Origin of the sequence: Flavobacterium sp. ACN6 (assembly GCF_002304005.1) — a bacterium.
In the GTDB taxonomy this organism is placed as follows: Bacteria; Bacteroidota; Bacteroidia; order Flavobacteriales; family Flavobacteriaceae; genus Flavobacterium.
In genome coordinates this window covers 184,619-203,200 of the sequence record NZ_MRCQ01000009.1, presented here as the reverse complement: position 1 = coordinate 203,200, position 18,582 = coordinate 184,619, and the positions used below count along the sequence as shown (strand labels likewise).

At 34.0% G+C, this 18,582-nt stretch carries 22 protein-coding genes and 1 tRNA gene; 14 read left to right on the top strand and 9 right to left on the bottom strand.

The genetic code is table 11. The annotated features are described in order from the left end of the window. Nucleotides 1-185: 185 nt before the first annotated feature. Nucleotides 186-605, bottom strand: a complete 420-nt coding sequence (locus tag BSF42_RS15400) for a hypothetical protein (RefSeq protein ID WP_095953974.1) — start codon at nt 603-605, stop codon at nt 186-188. 30 nt (nt 606-635) lie between these two features. Next, the gene (locus BSF42_RS15395) at nt 636-1,226 is read right to left on the bottom strand and encodes a thymidine kinase (protein WP_095953973.1); all 591 of its coding nucleotides are present in this window, start codon (nt 1,224-1,226) and stop codon (nt 636-638) included. 235 nt (nt 1,227-1,461) lie between these two features. Here BSF42_RS15395 and BSF42_RS15390 point away from each other — a divergent pair, with 235 nt between their 5' ends. The 9 genes from BSF42_RS15390 (at nt 1,462) to BSF42_RS15350 (ending at nt 10,560) form a co-directional block, all read left to right on the top strand. Next, complete coding sequence (locus tag BSF42_RS15390) at nt 1,462-2,526, top strand: hypothetical protein (RefSeq protein ID WP_095953972.1); 1,065 nt, start codon at nt 1,462-1,464, stop codon at nt 2,524-2,526. Nucleotides 2,527-2,562: 36 nt separating this feature from the next. Beyond that, nucleotides 2,563-3,285 (top strand): 16S rRNA (cytidine(1402)-2'-O)-methyltransferase, encoded by a 723-nt coding sequence (gene rsmI, locus BSF42_RS15385; protein WP_095953971.1) that lies wholly within the window; start codon nt 2,563-2,565, stop codon nt 3,283-3,285. A gap of 123 nt (nt 3,286-3,408) precedes the next feature. Further along, entirely contained in the window at nt 3,409-3,753 is a 345-nt protein-coding gene (locus tag BSF42_RS15380) for a HopJ type III effector protein (RefSeq protein WP_095953970.1), read from the top strand. Nucleotides 3,754-4,022: 269 nt separating this feature from the next. Next, nucleotides 4,023-5,726 (top strand): single-stranded-DNA-specific exonuclease RecJ, encoded by a 1,704-nt coding sequence (gene recJ, locus BSF42_RS15375; protein WP_095953969.1) that lies wholly within the window; start codon nt 4,023-4,025, stop codon nt 5,724-5,726. Then, on the top strand, nt 5,713-6,996 hold the full coding sequence (locus BSF42_RS15370; protein WP_095953968.1) for an MFS transporter: 1,284 nt from the start codon (nt 5,713-5,715) through the stop codon (nt 6,994-6,996). The genes recJ and BSF42_RS15370 overlap by 14 nt, the downstream gene beginning before the upstream one ends. After that, nucleotides 6,997-7,911, top strand: a complete 915-nt coding sequence (locus tag BSF42_RS15365; protein ID WP_095953967.1) for an alpha/beta fold hydrolase — start codon at nt 6,997-6,999, stop codon at nt 7,909-7,911. 45 nt (nt 7,912-7,956) lie between these two features. Then, nucleotides 7,957-8,820 carry a carboxypeptidase-like regulatory domain-containing protein gene (locus BSF42_RS15360; protein WP_095953966.1) on the top strand — a complete coding sequence of 288 codons (864 nt, stop codon included), beginning with the start codon at nt 7,957-7,959 and terminating at the stop codon, nt 8,818-8,820. Nucleotides 8,821-8,923: 103 nt separating this feature from the next. Continuing rightward, complete coding sequence (locus BSF42_RS15355) at nt 8,924-9,280, top strand: hypothetical protein (RefSeq protein ID WP_095953965.1); 357 nt, start codon at nt 8,924-8,926, stop codon at nt 9,278-9,280. 83 nt (nt 9,281-9,363) lie between these two features. Beyond that, nucleotides 9,364-10,560 (top strand): cytochrome c3 family protein, encoded by a 1,197-nt coding sequence (locus tag BSF42_RS15350; RefSeq protein ID WP_095953964.1) that lies wholly within the window; start codon nt 9,364-9,366, stop codon nt 10,558-10,560. Here BSF42_RS15350 and BSF42_RS15345 read toward each other — a convergent pair whose 3' ends face one another. The 3 genes from BSF42_RS15345 to BSF42_RS15335 all read right to left on the bottom strand — a co-directional run bounded on the left by BSF42_RS15345 (nt 10,561) and on the right by BSF42_RS15335 (nt 12,740). Continuing rightward, complete coding sequence (locus BSF42_RS15345; protein WP_095953963.1) at nt 10,561-11,304, bottom strand: UDP-2,3-diacylglucosamine diphosphatase; 744 nt, start codon at nt 11,302-11,304, stop codon at nt 10,561-10,563. It abuts the gene before it with no gap. Between the two features lie 79 nt (nt 11,305-11,383). Beyond that, on the bottom strand, nt 11,384-11,836 hold the full coding sequence (locus BSF42_RS15340) for a 6-carboxytetrahydropterin synthase (protein WP_095953962.1): 453 nt from the start codon (nt 11,834-11,836) through the stop codon (nt 11,384-11,386). A gap of 139 nt (nt 11,837-11,975) precedes the next feature. Further along, nucleotides 11,976-12,740 carry an enoyl-CoA hydratase/isomerase family protein gene (locus BSF42_RS15335; RefSeq protein WP_095953961.1) on the bottom strand — a complete coding sequence of 255 codons (765 nt, stop codon included), beginning with the start codon at nt 12,738-12,740 and terminating at the stop codon, nt 11,976-11,978. Between the two features lie 104 nt (nt 12,741-12,844). On the opposite strand from BSF42_RS15335, the gene BSF42_RS15330 reads away from it, so the two are divergent. Continuing rightward, nucleotides 12,845-12,918 (top strand) — tRNA-Ala (locus tag BSF42_RS15330). Nucleotides 12,919-12,988: 70 nt separating this feature from the next. On the opposite strand, the gene BSF42_RS22480 is transcribed toward BSF42_RS15330, so the two are convergent. Continuing rightward, the gene (locus tag BSF42_RS22480) at nt 12,989-13,165 is read right to left on the bottom strand and encodes a hypothetical protein (protein ID WP_172426703.1); all 177 of its coding nucleotides are present in this window, start codon (nt 13,163-13,165) and stop codon (nt 12,989-12,991) included. Nucleotides 13,166-13,381: 216 nt separating this feature from the next. On the opposite strand from BSF42_RS22480, the gene BSF42_RS15325 reads away from it, so the two are divergent. The 4 genes from BSF42_RS15325 (at nt 13,382) to BSF42_RS15310 (ending at nt 15,398) form a co-directional block, all read left to right on the top strand. After that, complete coding sequence (locus tag BSF42_RS15325) at nt 13,382-13,834, top strand: hypothetical protein (protein ID WP_095953960.1); 453 nt, start codon at nt 13,382-13,384, stop codon at nt 13,832-13,834. A gap of 169 nt (nt 13,835-14,003) precedes the next feature. Next, a complete protein-coding gene (locus BSF42_RS15320; RefSeq protein WP_216360282.1) occupies nt 14,004-14,411 on the top strand; it encodes a hypothetical protein in 408 nt (135 codons plus the stop codon). A gap of 16 nt (nt 14,412-14,427) precedes the next feature. Continuing rightward, nucleotides 14,428-14,781, top strand: coding sequence for a hypothetical protein (locus BSF42_RS15315; RefSeq protein WP_141248465.1), 354 nt, complete (start codon nt 14,428-14,430; stop codon nt 14,779-14,781). A 56-nt stretch (nt 14,782-14,837) separates the two neighbouring features. Next, nucleotides 14,838-15,398, top strand: coding sequence for a hypothetical protein (locus BSF42_RS15310; protein WP_095953957.1), 561 nt, complete (start codon nt 14,838-14,840; stop codon nt 15,396-15,398). A gap of 206 nt (nt 15,399-15,604) precedes the next feature. Here the strand turns inward: BSF42_RS15310 and BSF42_RS15305 are convergent, their stop codons facing one another. Genes BSF42_RS15305 through BSF42_RS15295 form a run of 3 tightly spaced genes read right to left on the bottom strand, consistent with a single transcriptional unit; the run spans nt 15,605 to nt 18,448 of the window. Then, a complete protein-coding gene (locus BSF42_RS15305; protein ID WP_095953956.1) occupies nt 15,605-16,561 on the bottom strand; it encodes a lipid A deacylase LpxR family protein in 957 nt (318 codons plus the stop codon). Beyond that, nucleotides 16,551-17,336: a monofunctional biosynthetic peptidoglycan transglycosylase gene (mtgA, locus tag BSF42_RS15300; RefSeq protein ID WP_095953955.1), complete on the bottom strand. Its 786-nt coding sequence runs from the start codon at nt 17,334-17,336 to the stop codon at nt 16,551-16,553. The genes BSF42_RS15305 and mtgA overlap by 11 nt, the downstream gene beginning before the upstream one ends. Beyond that, nucleotides 17,336-18,448, bottom strand: a complete 1,113-nt coding sequence (locus tag BSF42_RS15295) for an FAD-binding oxidoreductase (protein ID WP_095953954.1) — start codon at nt 18,446-18,448, stop codon at nt 17,336-17,338. The genes mtgA and BSF42_RS15295 overlap by 1 nt, the downstream gene beginning before the upstream one ends. Between the last annotated feature and the right edge of the window lie 134 nt (nt 18,449-18,582).

The following is an 18,582-nucleotide window of genomic DNA, read 5'->3' as shown; positions in this document are numbered from 1 at the left end:
ACAAATAAATTACCGTTAAATCAGGTGTCTCTGCAGGACACAACACAAAACCATTTATGATTCTACCGCTGAAATATTCCTATGGAATATAATTGAAATCCTGAATATTATTTTAAAAGATCTAAAAACAACAAACCCTACAGGTTTTTAAAACCTGTAGGGTTTGCTATATGTGAACCTTCTAATTATTTATATTGATCTGGCAATATTTTCACAGTAAACAAAAACGCTTTCTTTTTGTCGCTGTAACTGTAAATCAAAGTATAATCGTTATCTCTAAAAACCTGAAGCCCTTCATTTGATTTGGCGGTACTTATTAGACTTTTTTGAATCTCGTCGTGAATTACATTGATCTCTGCTTTTTCTTTTTCTACATTCAACAATGTCAAATTATACTGAACAGTTCTTTCCTCAGGCAAAGTCACACTATCTAAACGAATGCCTTCCTGAATATTAAGCGGGCAATTTTTATTGTATTTGGCAACTAATTCGGTTACCTCGGAATTTACTTCATCTGCATTTTCAGAAAGATAAAACTGAAAAAAAGCTGCTAAGGCTAAAGCAACACCAATTATAATTAATAATAAAATATTCTGTTTTCTCATTTTACTTTCACTTCTTAATAAAGTTAAAATTTATTTTTCTTGGATTTTCTTCATTGCATTAAAATACGCTGCACGGCTAAGTGGCTCGTATTCTTCTGTTTCACCAAGCATCACCAATTTATCATTATCTGTTTTTCTAAAACTGTAATTAGCCAAATTTCCAGTTCTCGTGCAAACGGCGTGTACTTTGGTCACATATTCTGCCGTTGCCATAAGTCCCGGCATAGGCCCGAAAGGGTTTCCTTTAAAATCCATATCAAGTCCGGCAACAATTACGCGGATTCCCTGATTGGCCAAATCATTACAAACCGTAATAATTTCATCATCAAAAAACTGAGCTTCGTCAATACCGATCACATCACAGCCTTGTGCCAAAATTAAAATATTGGCAGCTGCGGGAACTGGAGTGGAACGAATTTCATTAGCATCGTGCGACACTACCATTTCGTCATGATAACGGGTATCGATTGCGGGTTTGAAAATTTCGACTTTTTGCTTGGCGAATTGAGCGCGTTTTAATCTGCGGATTAATTCCTCGGTTTTACCCGAAAACATTGATCCACAAATAACTTCAATCCAACCAAATTGTTCTTTGTGATTTACTGTATTTTCGAGAAACATTTTGTATTTTTCTGCCTTTAAAAATGAATAGTTTTTATTACTTTGTACTGGTAATAAATCGACGTAAAAATGTGCTGTTTTACATTTTTTCAAAAGTAGAAAATTTTTATCAAATCGGAGATTCGCGAACGCTTATTAACAGAAATAAAAAAATATCTTTTGGATTTCTTTCATAATAAAGACATTCAGACATTAAATACACTAAAATACCTTATTCACTATAATTTCAACAGTTATGAAAAAAAAATTGGAAGCCGATTTAATCAGCATTGCACATCGAATTTTGAAACTTAAAAACAAATCCGATATCAATCAATTGTATCTTGAAACTCAGAAATTATATGAGAAATTAGCGGTATTGAAATTTGTAGAAGAGAATTTTGACGCTGCAAAACCAACAATTGGTCAACACGATATTGCTTCAGAATTAGAAACAATCTTTGATAAAGAGGAAATAGTTCCTGTTCCATCTGAGACAGAAAGCCCTGCTGCTGTAATTGAACTTGAGGAATCTTACGAACCAGAAGTTTCAGAAGAAATCACTGCTGCAATTCCTGAACCAATTGCAGAAGAAATAGAGGAACCAATCGCTGCTGAATTTTCTGAATCTATTATTGAAGAAACACCAGAACCAATTACTGCCGAAATTATTGAATCTGTTGTAGAAAGAACAGAAGAGCCAGTTGTTTCTGAAATTATTGAACTGGAAGCAGAAAAAGAAACTGAAGTAGAAGAATCAAAGAATAATCCAGAAGAACTTTCGTTTACGACTGTAAGTGATTTAAAACCAATTCCAGATTTTAAACCTGCGTTTGAATTAGAAACGGAAGAGATTAAAGAAGAAATAAAAGAGGAACCAAAAATCGAAACTTCGAGTATACCAACCATTCTTTTTGAAGATTTTGGAGTAAATTATGCCGACGCTCAGTTTGTAAAAGTAGATAGTTTTGAAGCAGTTCCACCGGCTAAAACCCCTTCAATTACTGATTTTAAAGAAGAGAAAAAAGTAGAAACAGCCATTCTTGAAACTCCTACACAGCCAAAAGCGGTAAGTTTAAATGAAAAAATGGCAAAAGGTTTTCATATTGATTTGAATGACAGAATTGCTTTTACTAAAAATCTTTTTGGAAACAGTACAGAAGACTACAGCCGCGTTTTAAATCAGCTTTTAACCTTTGATTCTTATAGTGAAGCACAAGAATTTATTGAAAACATGGTTAAACCTGATTATAATAATTGGGAAGGAAAAGACGATTACGCAGAACGTTTCTTGGGAATTGTAGAGAAGAAATTCTCATAATCCTTTTCACTTTTTACATTTCACTAATAACAAATTATGTCTAAATTATATATCGTTCCAACGCCTATTGGCAATCTTGAAGACATGACTTTTCGTGCCATTCGCATTCTGAAAGAAGTCGATTTGATTTTGGCCGAAGACACCAGAACGAGTGGAAAATTGTTGAAGCATTTTGAAATTGGCACACACATGCACAGCCATCATATGCACAACGAACACAAAACAACCGAAAACTTAATTGCGCGTTTAAAAGCCGGCGAAACTATCGCTTTAATTTCAGATGCAGGAACTCCGGCAATTTCAGATCCTGGTTTTTTATTGACGCGTGCCTGTGTTGAAAATAAAATTGAAGTAGAATGTCTGCCTGGCGCAACGGCTTTCGTTCCAGCTTTAGTCAACAGCGGATTACCAAATGACAAATTTATTTTCGAAGGTTTTCTGCCTGATAAAAAAGGACGTCAGACTCGTTTTTTGGCTTTAGCCGAAGAAACAAGAACGATGATTTTGTATGTTTCACCACATAAATTAGTCAAAACTTTAGCCGAATTTATTCAGTATTTTGGCGAAGACAGACAAGTCTGCGTTTCAAGAGAATTATCAAAATTACACGAAGAAAATGTACGCGGAACTGCAAAAGAAGTTTTAGCACACTTTGAAAAAACAGCACCACGCGGAGAAATCGTAGTTGTCGTTGCTGGAAAAACAATAATAAAAGAACCTAAGAAAAGTAAGTTTTCTAAGGATGATGACGAAGAATAATAGTTGCCCCGAATTCACAAATTAAAATATATTAAAAAATGTTTGCAACGAATTACACCAATTATCACGAATTTAATTGGTGAAAATTCGTGAAATTCGTGGCAAAAAAACGAATAACATATCATGAGCATCCAAGCCTTTTTAGAAAAAGTAAAACAAACTCCAACAGAAATAACATTCCCAGAAACTATTGCAGTAATCGAGGAAAATTACAATTTTACTCCAACCGCTTTTCAAAACGGAACGCAACACAACGCTGCAGGCGAAAATTCAGGTTCTTGTAAATTATTTTCTTTCGCCAAATTGCAAAACTTAAGTAAAGAAGAAACTTTAGCCTGTTTCGGAGCTTTTTATTTCGAAGAAGTTTTAAAAGATCCAAACGGAACAAACCACCAAAACATTAGAAATTTCATCAACTTAGGCTGGGACGGAATCCAGTTTGAAGGCAATGCTTTGGAAGCGAAGTAATATTTTAGATTTTAGAGTGTAGATTTTAGATTTCTGAAATTTACACTCTATATTATATACCCAAAAAGCTTTGACAAAATTTAAAAAAGTATTTCTGCCACAAATTTCGCAGATTAAAACAGATTAAAGATTGCCACTAATTACTCAAATTAACACAAATTGAATTAGTGAAAATTCGTGCAATTCGTGGCAAAAAAAATTACCAATCAAATTAAACGATTTCAGACATCAACAATCTAAAATCTACACTCTAAAATCTAAAATCAACCATGCGTTGGACCTTAAAACCAAAACCTTCTGAAGATAAAATCAAACATTTGGCACAGGCCTTAAATGTAGAAGATTTTGTAGCAACACTTTTGATTCAGCGTGGTATTGAAACTTTTGAAGATGCTAAGAATTTCTTTCGCCCTTCATTAGAACATTTGCATGATCCTTATCTCATGAAAGATATGGACAAAGCCGTTGCAAGAATTGAACAGGCTATTGAAAGGCAGGAAAATATTTTAGTTTTTGGAGATTATGATGTTGATGGAACGACAGCGGTTTCATTAGTTTCCTCTTATTTAAAATCACATTATCCAAATATCGCCACTTACATTCCAGATCGTTATGACGAAGGTTACGGGATTTCTCTTAAAGGAATTGACTTTGCCGACGACAACGGATTTTCATTAATTATCGCTCTCGATTGCGGCATAAAGTCCATTGATCATATCGCCTACGCGAAAGAAAAAAACATTGATTTTATTATTTGTGACCACCACAGACCTGGCAATATTCTTCCTGATGCGGTTGCGATTTTAGACCCGAAAAGAGAAGACTGCTCGTATCCGTATGATGAATTATGTGGCTGCGGTGTCGGTTTTAAACTGATTCAGGCTTTAGGTCAAAATAGAAATGAAACCATAGAAGATTTAGTTCCGTATCTGGATTTGGTTGCTACGGCAATCGCGGCAGATATTGTGCCGATTACAGGTGAAAATAGAGTTTTGGCTTACTTTGGTTTAAAAGTAATAAACAGCGAGCCAAGACCTGGAATTAAAGCATTGGTGCATCAAGTAAAAAAGAAAGTTTTAGATATTACAGATGTTGTTTTTATCATTTCTCCCCGAATTAATGCGGCAGGAAGAATAAAACACGGAAATCATGCTGTTGAATTATTGACTGAATTTGATTTCGATCAGGCCCAGCAATTTGCTTCGGAAATTGAACAATACAATGCAGACCGAAAAGATTTAGATAAAAAAATTACAAAAGAAGCTTTTCAGCAGATTTTAGAAAACAAAGAAGAAGAACGTTTTTCAACGGTTGTTTTTCAGGAAGACTGGCACAAAGGCGTGATCGGGATTGTAGCTTCGAGATTAATTGAAACTTATTACCGCCCTACTTTGGTTTTTACAAAAAGCGGTGATAAATATGCGGCTTCTGCCCGATCTGTAAAAGGTTTTGATGTTTACAATGCCTTAGATGCCTGCGCAGAACATTTAGAACAATTTGGAGGACATATGTACGCTGCAGGAATGACTTTAAAAGCTGAAAATTATCCACTTTTCAAAGAAGCTTTTGAAAAATGTGTACAAGAAACAATTCAGCCTGAAATGCGAACTCCTGAAATAGAAATTGATGCCGAAATTAACTTCTCCGATATTACTCCAAAACTTATCCGAATTTTAAAACAATTCGAGCCTTTTGGCCCGCAGAATATGACGCCGGTTTTTATGACTTCGGATGTAAAAGATACCGGATACGGCAAAACTTTAGGAGCTGAAGATGAACATTTGAGACTTTGGGTAAAACAAAACAATTCTGAGGGAATTGGTGCTATAGGTTTTGGATTAGGAAAAAAAATAAACATCGTAAAAAATCAAAATCCTTTTCAGCTCGCTTATTGTTTGGGTGAAAACGAGTGGAACGGAAATGTTACAACACAGCTTATGCTGAAAGACATTAGAACAAATGGAAGAGATTAAATCAAATAAACCGGATCCGTATCAGGCGCTGCGTTATAGAGAATTCAACGTATTTTTATTATTACGTTTTGCCATGGTTTTTGCTTGGTCAATGCAGTTTATTGTAATTGAATGGGAAGTGTATAGTTTAACTAAAGATCCGCTTTCACTTGGAATTATCGGTTTAATGGAAGTCGTTCCTGCCGTTTCAATGGCCTTATTTGCCGGTCATATTGTTGACCAAAGAGAGAAAAAAGGCTTGTTGGTAAAATGTATTCTAGGATTTTCTGTAATTAGTTTTGGATTGTTTTTACTGACGTGGCCAAAAATTATTGGCGGCTGGTCTTCCAATGTTATTTTATATTCAATTTATACTTTAGTCTTTTTTGGCGGATTAGTTCGTGCATTTCTTGGCCCAACTATTTTCTCACTTCTATCACTGATTATTCCTAAAAAAGCATATCCAAATGCAGCAACTTGGAGCAGTTCTGTTTGGCAGGTTGGCGCTGTAATGGGCCCTGCTCTTGCCGGATTTTCAATTAATTGGATGGGCGTTCACTGGTCGATGTGTTTGGTTTTTGCATTCTCCATACTTTCCTTAATTTTTTTATCTCAAATTAGTACAAAACCAATCCTAAATCCAAAGATTGGTGAATCAATAAAAGACAGTCTTACAGAAGGTTTGACTTTTGTATTTAAAAACCAAATTGTCTTAGGAGCCTTATCTCTTGATATGATTGCTGTACTTTTTGGGGGCGCAGTTGCATTGTTACCAGTTTTTGCTCAAGATATCTTAAAAGTTGGTGCAGAAGGATTTGGTATATTGAGAGCCGCTCCAGCAGTTGGTGCGTTTATCACGATGCTTGTTTCTGCTTATGTGCCATTATATAAAAATGCCGGAAAGAAACTTTTAGTCGCCATATTTGTTTTTGGATTATCGATTATCTTATTTGGTTTTTCTACGTCATTCTGGCTTTCTGTTTTTGCTTTATTCCTGAGCGGACTAGCAGACGGAATTTCGGTAGTAATTCGCCAGACGATTTTACAGCTTAAAACGCCAGATCATATGCGTGGTCGTGTTGGTGCTGTAAACTCCATTTTTGTGGGATCTTCTAACGAATTAGGGGCTTTTGAAAGTGGTGCCACTGCCAAATTAATGGGTGCTGTAACTTCTGTTATTTTTGGAGGAAGCGTTACATTACTGACTGTAGTCGTTACAGCATTAAAATCACCAACATTTCGAAATTTAGACCTTCATAGAGATATGGAAGATCATAATAAACTGGAGTAAATGAAGTCTATTTTTCTTTGCTTATTTTTTGGAATGTCTCTTTTCGTAAACGGACAAAATCTTTATATTAAAACATACGGAAACGAAAAGGACAAACCCATAATTTTTATTCACGGCGGTCCAAGTGGTAATGCCACTTTATTTGAAGGAACAACAGCTCAAAATCTAACTAATCAAGGTTTTTATGTTATTGCTTATGATCGAAGAGGCGAAGGAAGATCTGCAGATCCTAATGCAAAATTGACTTATGAAGAAGCTTATCAGGATTTAAATTCTATCTATAAAAAGTACCATTTAAAAAAAGCAGTTTTGCTTGGTCACAGTTTTGGTGGTTTGGTCGCGACTCTTTATACGAACAAATATCCTCAGAATGTCAGCGCTTTAGTTTTGGCTGGCGCTTTGTTTTCTCAGCAGGAAACTTACGACCATATCTTAGATACTTTAAAAAAGAAATACAGCATTAATTCTGAACAATTAAAAAGAATAAATGTTGTAGAAAATTTAGATAAAAATTCGGCCGAATATCGAAAAAAATGTTTTGAACTGGCTGGTGAAAACAACTTTTTTAAAATGCCGCATCCAACTTTGGTTTCAAAAAAATTGTATGCACAATACGAAGCGGGCGAGTATTTCAAAACCAATATTAGGAACAAAAATGCACCTTTGCTTTTTTATCAAAATGAAAAACAAAATAACATTGACACTCGACCAATCTTAAAGAAAATAAAAGCCAGCGGTGTTCCAATTTACGGAATTTACGGAAAACAGGATGGCATTTTTTCATCGGCACAAATTAAATCAATTGAAAATCTCACTGGTAAAAACCACTTTGCTTTTTTAGACAATTGTTCTCACTATTTATTTGTAGATCAGCAAAATGAGTTTCTGTCAAATGTTAAAAATTGGATAAAGTAACATTCAATTTTAATCTTATTTCATTTCTTTATTTAAAAAAAGCAAATGAAATATACTTCTACTCTACTTTTTGTGTTTTTATCTTTTGCAATTTACGCTCAGGAAAATACTATTTCCGGCGATGTCAAAAGTTCTCAAAACAGTTCAGCTTTAGAATATGTAAATATCGGCATTGCTAGGAAAAATTCTGGAACAGTATCAAATACAAATGGAAATTTCGTTTTAAAGCTTAATAAAAAAATGAATCCAAACGACACTATCCTATTTTCTCATATTGGATTTGAAACCAAGAAAGTTTTAATTAGTCAATTAAAATCTAGCAATAATGTTGTAAAAATGACGCCTTCTGAAAACACTTTAAAAGAAGTTGTCGTTTCTTTCAAAAAACCCAAGCCAAAACAATTTGGAAGAAGCGCAAAAGGATTAGGACTTATGCATTTCAATTTTTTCACTGCTTTAGACAAAACTGTCGACGATTATTTGAGTCGTGAAAGAGGAATGGAATTTCGAATCAAAAAAGACTGCAAAATAACCGACTTTAATTTTAATATTACTTCTAACGAATTTAAATCGGTAAAATTTAGATTGAATTTTTATAAAATTGAGAATGGTCTTCCTTCCACAATTTTAATTGAAAAAGATATCCTTTTTGAAGTAAAAGACAACAAACTTGGGTTATTTACCTTCGATCTACAACCATACGATATTTATCTTGACAAAGAAATGGGAGATATTGCCGTTACGATTCAATGGATTGAAAGTGTAAAAAGCAATGAAAAAAGTAAATTCTTCGCGATTTCAACGGCTGTATCAGCAACTGAAAATAGTTTTTACAGAGAAAGAAATATGGCAAACTGGTCCAAAAGCGGTCAAAGTTTGACATTCTACCTCAACACAATGTGTCAATAAAAGATTTAAGACATCAGTCTATATAATTTTATTGTTTCTACAACCTTTTAATTTAGAATTAATATAAATAATAATTATATTTGTTGAATTAAAAGGATTTACAATGAGAGATATTGAACAGATATACCATAACAACTTTGGAATAGCTTTTTACTGGAAAGATGATAATAGTACGATTTCAGATAAAGTACAATTGGTTTTTAAAGAAACCGGCTTTTACTTTACTATTCCGGAATTAAATCTTTTTTGTGATTTGATTGAAGACAGCATGATCGAAAATGCTTGTTGCGAAGCTTGTGAAATGAAATATTCGTGCCATAAATTTCTATTAAAAACACCCTGTAATTCTATAGATTTAGCTGTAAATATGACCGAATTAAAATCGATTAAAGATTTGGTTGAAGGTTCTCTATTCAAAATTGAACTCGACGAATATGTCTACGGAGTTGGCATGAACTAAGAAACATTCTAAATATTTTAAGAATATTTTTTCATTATTGAAATATATTTTGATTCAATTCAAAAAAAAGTATATTTACAGTAATGAAAAAAGCCGTTTTTCTAATTATCTCACTATTTCTGATCAGCTGTACCAATAAATCAGAAGAATATATAGATCCGCGCGGAACCGATTACGCGGGTTCAGAAAGCTGTGTACAATGTCACAAAACGCAGTCTGAAATGGTCTTTCACAGTTCTCACTTCAAAGCAACTGCACCAGCCGTAATAGAAAATATTTCTGGAGATTTTGATTCTAAAAATCATACTTTCATTTATGATAAAAACACCAAATTGGTCATGGAAAAACATGGCGACAGTTTGTATCAGGTTCTATACAAAAACGGTAAAGAAACAGCTAAGTATAAATTTGAAATTGTTTTTGGAACCAAACATGCGCAGACATCTGTTTATTGGAAAAACAACAATACTTACGAACTGCCTCTTTCTTTTTATCATTCTGTAAATAGCTGGGCAACAAGCCCTGGTTTTCCTGCCGACAAACCATACTTTGACCGCATGGTTGTTAAAGATTGTTATGCCTGCCATAGTTCAAATATCAGCTCCAGAACGACTGATCAAAGTTCTGCAGAGAAAAACTTTATGTCGATGGATGTGGAAGATATTATCAATAAAAAAACTATTATTTACGGAATTGACTGCGAACGCTGTCACGGACCTGCAAAAAAGCATGCAGAATTTCATCTAAAAAATCCAAACGTTAAAATCGCCAACAGCATTACAAGTTTTAAAAACCTCAACAGACAGCAAAAACTGGATGCCTGTGCTTTGTGCCATGCTGGAAATGATGGAATGAAATTAAAATCGCGCTTTGAATTTAAACCTGGAGATAATCTTTCAGAATTCTTTCGTGAAACGAGAAGTATAAATGACACGACACAATTTGATGTTCACGGGAATCAATTTCGTTTAATGGCGCAGAGTAAGTGTTTTATAAACAGTGAAAAAATGGATTGCATTACCTGTCATAATCCGCATGAAAATGCTTCAAAAAACATGGTTTCCTACTCTAAGATCTGTATGAGCTGTCATCAAGGTTTAAAACATAAGGAACAAACGCTACAAGCAATGCCTGAGAAAGTATTGGCCGATAATTGTGTAGAATGTCATATGCCGAAAAAAGCTTCAAATGCAATAAGTTTTCAGCTTTCAAACAGCAAACAATTATCGAATTACATTTTAAGAACGCACAAAATTGGAATTTATCCAAATAAAAAGTAATTATTTCTTGTACTCTAAAAGTTCGAATTTTTCACCGTCAAAAACGCCGTAGGTAAAATAGCCAATCCAGTCGCCTAGATTCACATACTCAGAATTTTCGCCAACTGAACGAATCATTGGCAGATGACGATGACCAAAAATAAAATAATTGTAATGTTTGGTTTCAAGCTTTCGTTTAGCGTATAAAATCAGCCACTCTTTTTCTTCTCCTAAAAACTTAATGTCTTCATCTCCGGAAATCAATTTATTTTTAACCGATAAATATTGCGCTAAACTTACACCAACATCTGGATGAAGCCAGCGAAAAAGCCATTTTGAAAACGGATTTGTAAATACCTTTTTCATTCTTTTATAACCTTTATCTCCGGGTCCTTTTCCGTCGCCGTGGCCAATTAAAAAAGTTTTTCCGTTAAAAGTAAATTCTTTGTTATCATGATAAACCGGAATATTCAATTCGGTTTCAAAATAATCATTCATCCATAAATCATGATTTCCTACGAAAAAATAAATTGGGATGCCGCTGTCGCGAATTTCGGCCAGTTTGCCTAAAATGCGCACAAAACCTTTTGGAACAACCGTTTTATATTCGAACCAAAAGTCAAATAAATCACCCAATAAAAAAATTGCTTCTGCATCTTCCTTAACCTCATCCAGCCAAGCCACGAATTTCTTTTCGCGCGGTAAGCTCAATTCTGGAGTCGGCGCACCAAAATGCTGATCTGAAGCAAAATATATTTTTTTCATTGAGATTTTTAAATTTTAGACTTTTGTCTCTCTGAGCGAAGTCGAAGAGTTTGGAATTTGGAATTTAATTTTTGGAATTTTACAAATTATCAGATGCATACCATTCTGCAAACGAAGATTCTGTTTCCTGAAGTTTAAGAGAGAAAAGAGAAATTCCTTCTGGAAGGCGTGCCACAATTCTATCTGCAAAATCAACCACCATATTTTCGCTTGTTGGCTGGTAATCTACCAAAATAACGTGGTGACCGCGATTTTTCAATTCATTTGCCAATTCGATGTGCGGTGTAGTCTGATTGAAAACAGTTGCGTGATCAAACTGATCGACGATTTCTTCTTTTACAATTTTCTTTAGATCCGAAAAATCAATCACCATTCCGAATTTCACATTCGATCGATCTGTAATTGGCGAACCAATAACCGTAACCGACAATTTATAACTGTGTCCGTGAACGTTCTTGCATTTTCCGTCGTAACCGTACAAAGCGTGTCCGGTTTCGAAACTAAATTGTTTTGTAATTCTGATATTACTCATCGATGTTTAATTTTAAGCTGGCAAATTTACGAATTAATAACCGTTTAAATAATAAATTCCAAATAAAGAAAAATTCCAGATTTCAATAGGAATTTAATGCAATTGGAATTTCGAATTTGGAATTTCGAATTTCATTGATCTATTTTTTAAACTGCAGTAACGCATTTCTGCTAAAATCAGATAAAACCAGTTTACCTGTAATTGCGGCACGTTCAAAAAGAAGCGATTCCCATTGTTCTGTACCTTCCCAAATAATCTTTTTCATTTCTTGTAAAGCTTCGGGATTGTAAGTGCTTAATTTTTGAGCAAAGTCTTTAACGTCATTATCCAAAGTATTGACCTCAGTCAAAACAGAATAAAGACCTTTCTCAAAAGCCCAATCTGCCGATTTCCATTCGTGTGCTGCGAGCGTCATTTCGGTCATTGCTGTTTTTCCAATTTTGCGAGAAACCGCTGGTTCTATAACAAAAGGCCCGATTCCGATTGCCAATTCTGATAATTTAATATCACTTTGAGGTGTTGCAAAAACATAATCGCAGGCCGAAATAATTCCGACACCACCTCCTACTGCTTTTCCTTGTACACGGCCAATTATTATTTTACTGCAATTGCGCATGGCATTTAGCAGATGGGCAAAACCAGAAAAGAATTCAGTTCCTTGTTCTTCGTTTTCTACTTTTAAAAGCTCATCAAAAGAAGCGCCGGAACAAAAAGTTTTTGCTCCTTCACTTTTTAAAATTATAACCGAAACATTTTCATTTCGGCTTAACGCATTAATTTCGGCTGTAAGTTCATCTAGTAATTTACGTGGAAAAGAATTACTTGCAGGATGACCAAATTGTACTGTTGCAATTGTATTTTGAAAAGAAGTTTCTAAACTTCCATTTAGATTTTTAGAACTCATAAAAATAAATTTAAACGTAAAGTTACGCTTTTGCAAAATATTTTGTCTGATTGATTTCTAAATTTGTTTTTTGAGAATTATTTGACTTTATTTGCTAAGACTTTGGGGGATTAGCTCATTTGGCTAGAGTACTTGCCTGGCAGGCAAGGGGTGACCGGTTCGAATCCGGTATTCTCCACTTAAACGTATAAATCCTTGTAAAAACCTAATTTACAAGGATTTACACTTTCAATTGATAGGATTGTAAATTATTTTTCGTTAGCTGAATCATCAACATCAATGTCTATTTTTTCTTCTTTTTTAAAATCATTATTTAACAAATCGGTTAATTTCTTTTTTTCTTTTTGATTTTTTCTAATTGTCAAAACAACCAAGATGATAACCAATACTACTACAACTCCTATTACAACCCAGTTAATTTCCATAATTTAAGTTTTATTAAAAGTAAAAATTTAAACTATTCAACATATTATCAAAAGGTTAAGCGTTTCATTTTTTATTAAAACTTTCTTTAAAAGATGTCAATTCCTGAAAGATATTTCTTTAAATTTATTTCTATTTTTGTATTCCTCAAATTCTAAAATACCACACAGTCTTTAAGGAACTTATAAGAAATAAACCTTTCAGAGAATAAAAAACAAATGAAGCAAACCTTAAAAACCAAATTATTTCCTTTATTAAAAAAAGTTACTATAATCACGATTATAATTTTCATAACCACTTTTATACAAATTTATTGGGCAATGGGAAGTCTTTCTGAAAGAAATTCAAGCGGATGCCTCGACTGTACTTTTTCTTATGACGCGTATTTAATGTCTTTAATTTCTGCAATTTTATTGTCAATCGTTTTTCTGTTTCTTTCTTTCATTAAAAACAGCTATTTAAAAGTTTTTCTTCAATTATTATTCTTAATTTCAATATGGCTTTTCTGGAATTATGGCATTTTTGTTGATCGCGAATCTTCTTGGAGCACTTTTCGGTTTAAAGAAGAATTATTTTACACATTCACATTGTCATTTTTACCGATTTCTATTCTTTCTATAATTACAGTATTCACTTTACATTATATCTTAAAAAAGTATGAGTCGAAATAACAAAATAGTATTGAGATTTTATCTCATTATGAGCCTATTTCTAGCATTAAACTGTTGTTTGTATTATTTTAAAGAAATAAGTTTACGTGGTTATTATAGTGATATTGTATTATTTTGGATTTGGCTCTTTACAAGCTTTGTAGTCATTGTACTTTTTTGGAAAAAAATCATGGCCAAGCTTCTTCTGGCAGCTCTAGTATTGACTTTGATAGTAAGCATTATCCCAATGATGATTCCTTTTTATGCGCTTTTACTTTCGACCACATCTTTAGGTTTGTATATTGATAAAAATTTAAATGATAAATATCGGGCTCAAATTGTGGGCTACAGCGCAATGACGTCTCCGTGGCTTGAAGTAATGGAGAAAAATGGCCCAATCGAAAAAAGAATTTTTAAATGTACCGACTCGCAAATCAGGAATGATAATTTGAATATCAAAATCAGAAATGCAAAAGATATTCTTTTTAAAAAGGAAACCGACAGCACATTAACGTTGACAATCTTTTGTGGAGGTCCCAACCAAACTATTACGTTCAATAAAAATTCTGGAAATAGTATCGAACTAAAAAATAACTGAATAAAAACGAAATAATATGACCGTATTCCTACGCTGGCTTTTACTCCCAATAATTGGATTGATTGCATTATTATTTTGGAAAGGAAGTCCCATCTTGATTAAATCGTTACTGCTAATTTTTCCGCTTGTATTAATAATTGCTTGGTTTGTGCACGAAGGCGCATTTAGCAGTGGCGGCGGATTAGCCACAATATATGGCGTATTAGCAATTATCGCATTTTTAGTTTGCTATGAAATTGGATTATTAAGTCATCGGTTTTATCTCGTAAAAAAAGGTGTTACAACAAACGAAGATGACATCTTACTACTCATCGGATTGGTTATCTTAGTAATTGCTACAATCTATTTCTTCATATCAATTTCAAAATAAATTATTTAAAACAAATCGCCAATTGTTTTAATTATGTTTCATTAAAATCTTAAACCATGTCTGAATTAAGTTCTCTATTCTGTAAAGTAAAAATCACAAAATCGCAGCTGGATTTTTTTTTAAACAGCGCTCCCGAAAAACCAACGTTAAATGACAATTGGCAAAAATGGTGGGACAGTCGGGAAATGGATTCTAAAATGGATTTAACGCCAGAATATCTTCATGCCTACAATGAAAACACCAATCAGGAAGTTCTTGACGGATGGATGGAATACAAACAAGCAATGGCTTTTTCAGATTACGATGAAGCGAAAGAAGAATGGCAATGGGGAATGCTGTTTTTTAGCGAAAATTATGTAGAAATGCTACCCATGTTTGCCTTTATCGTTAGCATGGAAAAATACGTTAGCGAAAGCACCGAAAACAGCGCAATTGTTTATCCATACTTTTGGGGAGACAGCAATGTTGATGCTTATATTTATTTTGAAAATGGAAAGGCCGTACTAAGTCCGCAAGTAAAAAGCACTTCTGACGTGAACGCGGTAATAATGGAAAGCACTATAGTTTGTCTGGATCAAAAATGGGAGGATTTGTCTAAAAATATGGAAATGGATTAAAATTTCTTCTCTGAAATTCTGTTTTAATCGAAGTATAATTATTTACAAATTTCATTTAGAATTGAAATTCTTTATAGAGCTTCTTGCGGAGATTTCTCCTTCGTCGAAATGACATATATTGCGAAAATTTTGATTATTCACTCGCTATAAGATTGCTATTGAGCGCGAAAACTTAGTGCCTCAGCATCTTTGCGGCAAACTAACCTTTATCGCAGTAAAAACCCCATTCGAATCGATCCATAAAAATACCCGCGATTTGTATCATTAACATCGCCTTTTAATTCTCTTCCGCGGTACAGGAAAGAATAGGAAATATTGAAATTATTGTAGCGGTATTTTAAACCTGCTTCTCCATTAAAGCGAAGCGGCACTAAATCGAAAGTAATTGGACTGGTATTATTAAACATACTGCCCTCGATTGTGGCATCGTAAAACTGATAATTAACGCTTGGCGCTATGTAGAAATAAAACTCTCGAATGTTGGGCTGTACTTCTGCACTTATAGAAGCATCATGCATATTAGAATCGTAAATCGGAATTAATTTTTTAAATCCAAATCTCGCCATAAATCCTGTAGAGATTCCCGTAAAAATGGTTCCCAAATTGGCTTCCGACTGGAAATGCAGATCTACAAAATCATTATGCTGTGATGGAAACATTTTTTTAGAATACATTACGTGCGCTTGTAATCCTAAAGCGTTATGAATTTGATTTTCCCAGCCAAAAACTTTTTTATAACCGATAATTTTATGAAAGCCTTCCTGCAATTGTTGCCCAAGAGCATTTGGTCCCACAAAACCCAATTGAAAATCGGTTTTTAAAACGGATTCGCTTTTATAGAAAAAGCTTTTCCCCGCTTCTGCAAAAAGATATCCCGCAAACGGACGATCGTTTATATCGACGGCTTCTTCATTGATAAATCGCGGATTATAAAGATATTGCCCAATTCGAAATTCGGTTATTTCTTTACTAATTTTTTCATTGCTATTCCGGCTTATATATCGATAAAAAATTTCCAATCCGTTGGTGTAATACATATCGTTTTTAGACGAAGTATATAAATCATTATCTGATATAAAACCTATTTCTGAAGTTTTTCCTTGTCCAAAAGTCAACGTTGTTGTTAAGATTAGAAAAGCAAAAAATAACTTTTTACTTCTCATTCCCTTTATAATTTACTTTTTTTCCAACGTAACGCATCTCGCGAACAATACGCTCTTTTCTTCTATTGATATAACTTGATGAACCTGTAGCCTTAAATTTTCTCGGATTTGGTAAAATCGCCGCAATTCCCGCCGCCTGCATTGGTGTTAAACTCGAAGCATCGCGACGGTACCAATGTTCTGTCGCCGCATAAGCGCCGTAAACTCCGTCACCCATTTCGATGCTGTTAAGGTAAACTTCCATGATGCGTTCTTTGCCCCAGATCAATTCAATTAAAACGGTAAAATAAGCTTCAAGACCTTTACGGAAATAACTTTTTCCCTGCCACAAAAAGACGTTTTTAGCCGTTTGCTGTGAAATGGTGCTTCCACCGCGAATTCGCCTTCCGCGTTCATTACTTTTATATGCTTTTTGAAGTGCTTTAAAATCGAAACCATTATGAATAAGAAAAGTTCCATCTTCGCTCGCAATTACTGCTTTTTGCAAATTCATGGAAATTTTTTCAATCGGTTCCCAGTCGTGATCAAAATACACTTCCTTTCCACCAAATTTATTTTCGATAGCGCGAATAATCATCAAAGGTGTAAAAGGAACCGGAACGTATTTAAAAAATATAACCGAACCAATTGATAATCCGAAAAACCACAAAGCAGCTTTTATAAAAAACCATTTTATTTTTTCTCCCAAAGATCGATTTCCTTTTTTAGGAGACGATTTTGGTTTTGGTTTCGCTGCGGTTGTTTTTTTTGGTGCTGGTTTTTTGGGTGCTGCCATTATATTAAATCTGCTAATTCTGTTCCTATTAAACTGCCAATTGCTATTCCCATTCCGCCTAAACGCACTCCACAAAACACGTTTTCAGATAGTTGAGAAACAACAGGGTTTTTACTATTTCCAATTCCCATAATACCGCTCCATCGGTGCGCAATCTGAAAATCCTGATTTGGTAAAATTACATTTTTCAGTAAATCTTCCAATTTATTTTGAATAATTTTCGTCTCGCCAAATTCAGTTGTCGTTTCGCCTTCAAAATCCAGATTTCTTCCGCCGCCCAACAAAATACGATTGTTTACATTTCTGAAATAATAATACCCTTTATCTAAATGAAACGTTCCTTTTATATCTAAATTATCAATGGGTTCTGTAATTAAAACTTGAGCCCTTGCAGGTTTTACAGCGCCACTCGTCAAAACACTTGCAAAACCATTTGTCGCAAAAAGTAATTTATGGGTTTTAAAACTGAAATCATTCAGGACAACTTCAACATGATTTCCTGCGTCTGCATAAGATGTTACGGTTTGCTGATTTAGAATTAAAATGTTTTCAGAAACTGCTTGCTTCAACAATTCCTGCATCATATTTCCGGTATCAATCTGGGCTTCAAAAGGATTAAAAATTAAATAATCTTGAATATTTCCAAATCCAAATCGGTCTGTTTCTTTCGCAAAAACTTCTGTTTTAAAAAGCGGTTTTAGAATTTCATTGATAAAAGGCATTCTTGAAATACATTCATTAAATCCCAATTCATCTTCTTTCAAAAACAATTCATAACCGCCGTGAGGTTTAAAATCAATTGCTGCATCTCCAAGTCTTTTTCGAAGTAACTGCAAACCTTTCCAGCGTTTCCCAATCAAATTGACTACATCATCTTCTGAATGCGTTTTTAAATCATCCATAATTTCAGAGAGACTTCCAAAACAGGCAAAACCAGCATTTTTCGTACTCGCCCCTTGTGGTAACATTCCTCTTTCTAAAACAAGAATTTTAGCATCCGGAAATCTTTCGCGTAAGCGTAATGCAGCATGCAGGCCAACGATACCACTTCCCACAATTGTGTAATCAACATTCGTGAACCAGTTTTTTAATTCCCAATAGCTTAATTCCATTTCTCTGTTTATATAAATTCCAAACTTTTAAATTCCAAATTCCAATTTAGGAAATAAATTTGAAAGAAATTCTAATAAAAAATTCCAATAATGAAAATTCCAGATTCCAAATTTTAGAAACGTTTGCCAAACTC

What these genes read in the sequence shown, in the direction of transcription:
- BSF42_RS15400 (WP_095953974.1), bottom strand. Translation starts at nt 605, where the DNA reads ATGAGAAAACAGAATATTTTATTATTAATTATAATTGGTGTTGCTTTA.
- BSF42_RS15395 (WP_095953973.1), bottom strand. Translation starts at nt 1,226, where the DNA reads ATGTTTCTCGAAAATACAGTAAATCACAAAGAACAATTTGGTTGGATT.
- BSF42_RS15390 (WP_095953972.1), top strand. Translation starts at nt 1,462, where the DNA reads ATGAAAAAAAAATTGGAAGCCGATTTAATCAGCATTGCACATCGAATT.
- rsmI (WP_095953971.1), top strand. Translation starts at nt 2,563, where the DNA reads ATGTCTAAATTATATATCGTTCCAACGCCTATTGGCAATCTTGAAGAC.
- BSF42_RS15380 (WP_095953970.1), top strand. Translation starts at nt 3,409, where the DNA reads ATGAGCATCCAAGCCTTTTTAGAAAAAGTAAAACAAACTCCAACAGAA.
- recJ (WP_095953969.1), top strand. Translation starts at nt 4,023, where the DNA reads ATGCGTTGGACCTTAAAACCAAAACCTTCTGAAGATAAAATCAAACAT.
- BSF42_RS15370 (WP_095953968.1), top strand. Translation starts at nt 5,713, where the DNA reads ATGGAAGAGATTAAATCAAATAAACCGGATCCGTATCAGGCGCTGCGT.
- BSF42_RS15365 (WP_095953967.1), top strand. Translation starts at nt 6,997, where the DNA reads ATGAAGTCTATTTTTCTTTGCTTATTTTTTGGAATGTCTCTTTTCGTA.
- BSF42_RS15360 (WP_095953966.1), top strand. Translation starts at nt 7,957, where the DNA reads ATGAAATATACTTCTACTCTACTTTTTGTGTTTTTATCTTTTGCAATT.
- BSF42_RS15355 (WP_095953965.1), top strand. Translation starts at nt 8,924, where the DNA reads ATGAGAGATATTGAACAGATATACCATAACAACTTTGGAATAGCTTTT.
- BSF42_RS15350 (WP_095953964.1), top strand. Translation starts at nt 9,364, where the DNA reads ATGAAAAAAGCCGTTTTTCTAATTATCTCACTATTTCTGATCAGCTGT.
- BSF42_RS15345 (WP_095953963.1), bottom strand. Translation starts at nt 11,304, where the DNA reads ATGAAAAAAATATATTTTGCTTCAGATCAGCATTTTGGTGCGCCGACT.
- BSF42_RS15340 (WP_095953962.1), bottom strand. Translation starts at nt 11,836, where the DNA reads ATGAGTAATATCAGAATTACAAAACAATTTAGTTTCGAAACCGGACAC.
- BSF42_RS15335 (WP_095953961.1), bottom strand. Translation starts at nt 12,740, where the DNA reads ATGAGTTCTAAAAATCTAAATGGAAGTTTAGAAACTTCTTTTCAAAAT.
- BSF42_RS22480 (WP_172426703.1), bottom strand. Translation starts at nt 13,165, where the DNA reads ATGGAAATTAACTGGGTTGTAATAGGAGTTGTAGTAGTATTGGTTATC.
- BSF42_RS15325 (WP_095953960.1), top strand. Translation starts at nt 13,382, where the DNA reads ATGAAGCAAACCTTAAAAACCAAATTATTTCCTTTATTAAAAAAAGTT.
- BSF42_RS15320 (WP_216360282.1), top strand. Translation starts at nt 14,004, where the DNA reads ATGGCCAAGCTTCTTCTGGCAGCTCTAGTATTGACTTTGATAGTAAGC.
- BSF42_RS15315 (WP_141248465.1), top strand. Translation starts at nt 14,428, where the DNA reads ATGACCGTATTCCTACGCTGGCTTTTACTCCCAATAATTGGATTGATT.
- BSF42_RS15310 (WP_095953957.1), top strand. Translation starts at nt 14,838, where the DNA reads ATGTCTGAATTAAGTTCTCTATTCTGTAAAGTAAAAATCACAAAATCG.
- BSF42_RS15305 (WP_095953956.1), bottom strand. Translation starts at nt 16,561, where the DNA reads ATGAGAAGTAAAAAGTTATTTTTTGCTTTTCTAATCTTAACAACAACG.
- mtgA (WP_095953955.1), bottom strand. Translation starts at nt 17,336, where the DNA reads ATGGCAGCACCCAAAAAACCAGCACCAAAAAAAACAACCGCAGCGAAA.
- BSF42_RS15295 (WP_095953954.1), bottom strand. Translation starts at nt 18,448, where the DNA reads ATGGAATTAAGCTATTGGGAATTAAAAAACTGGTTCACGAATGTTGAT.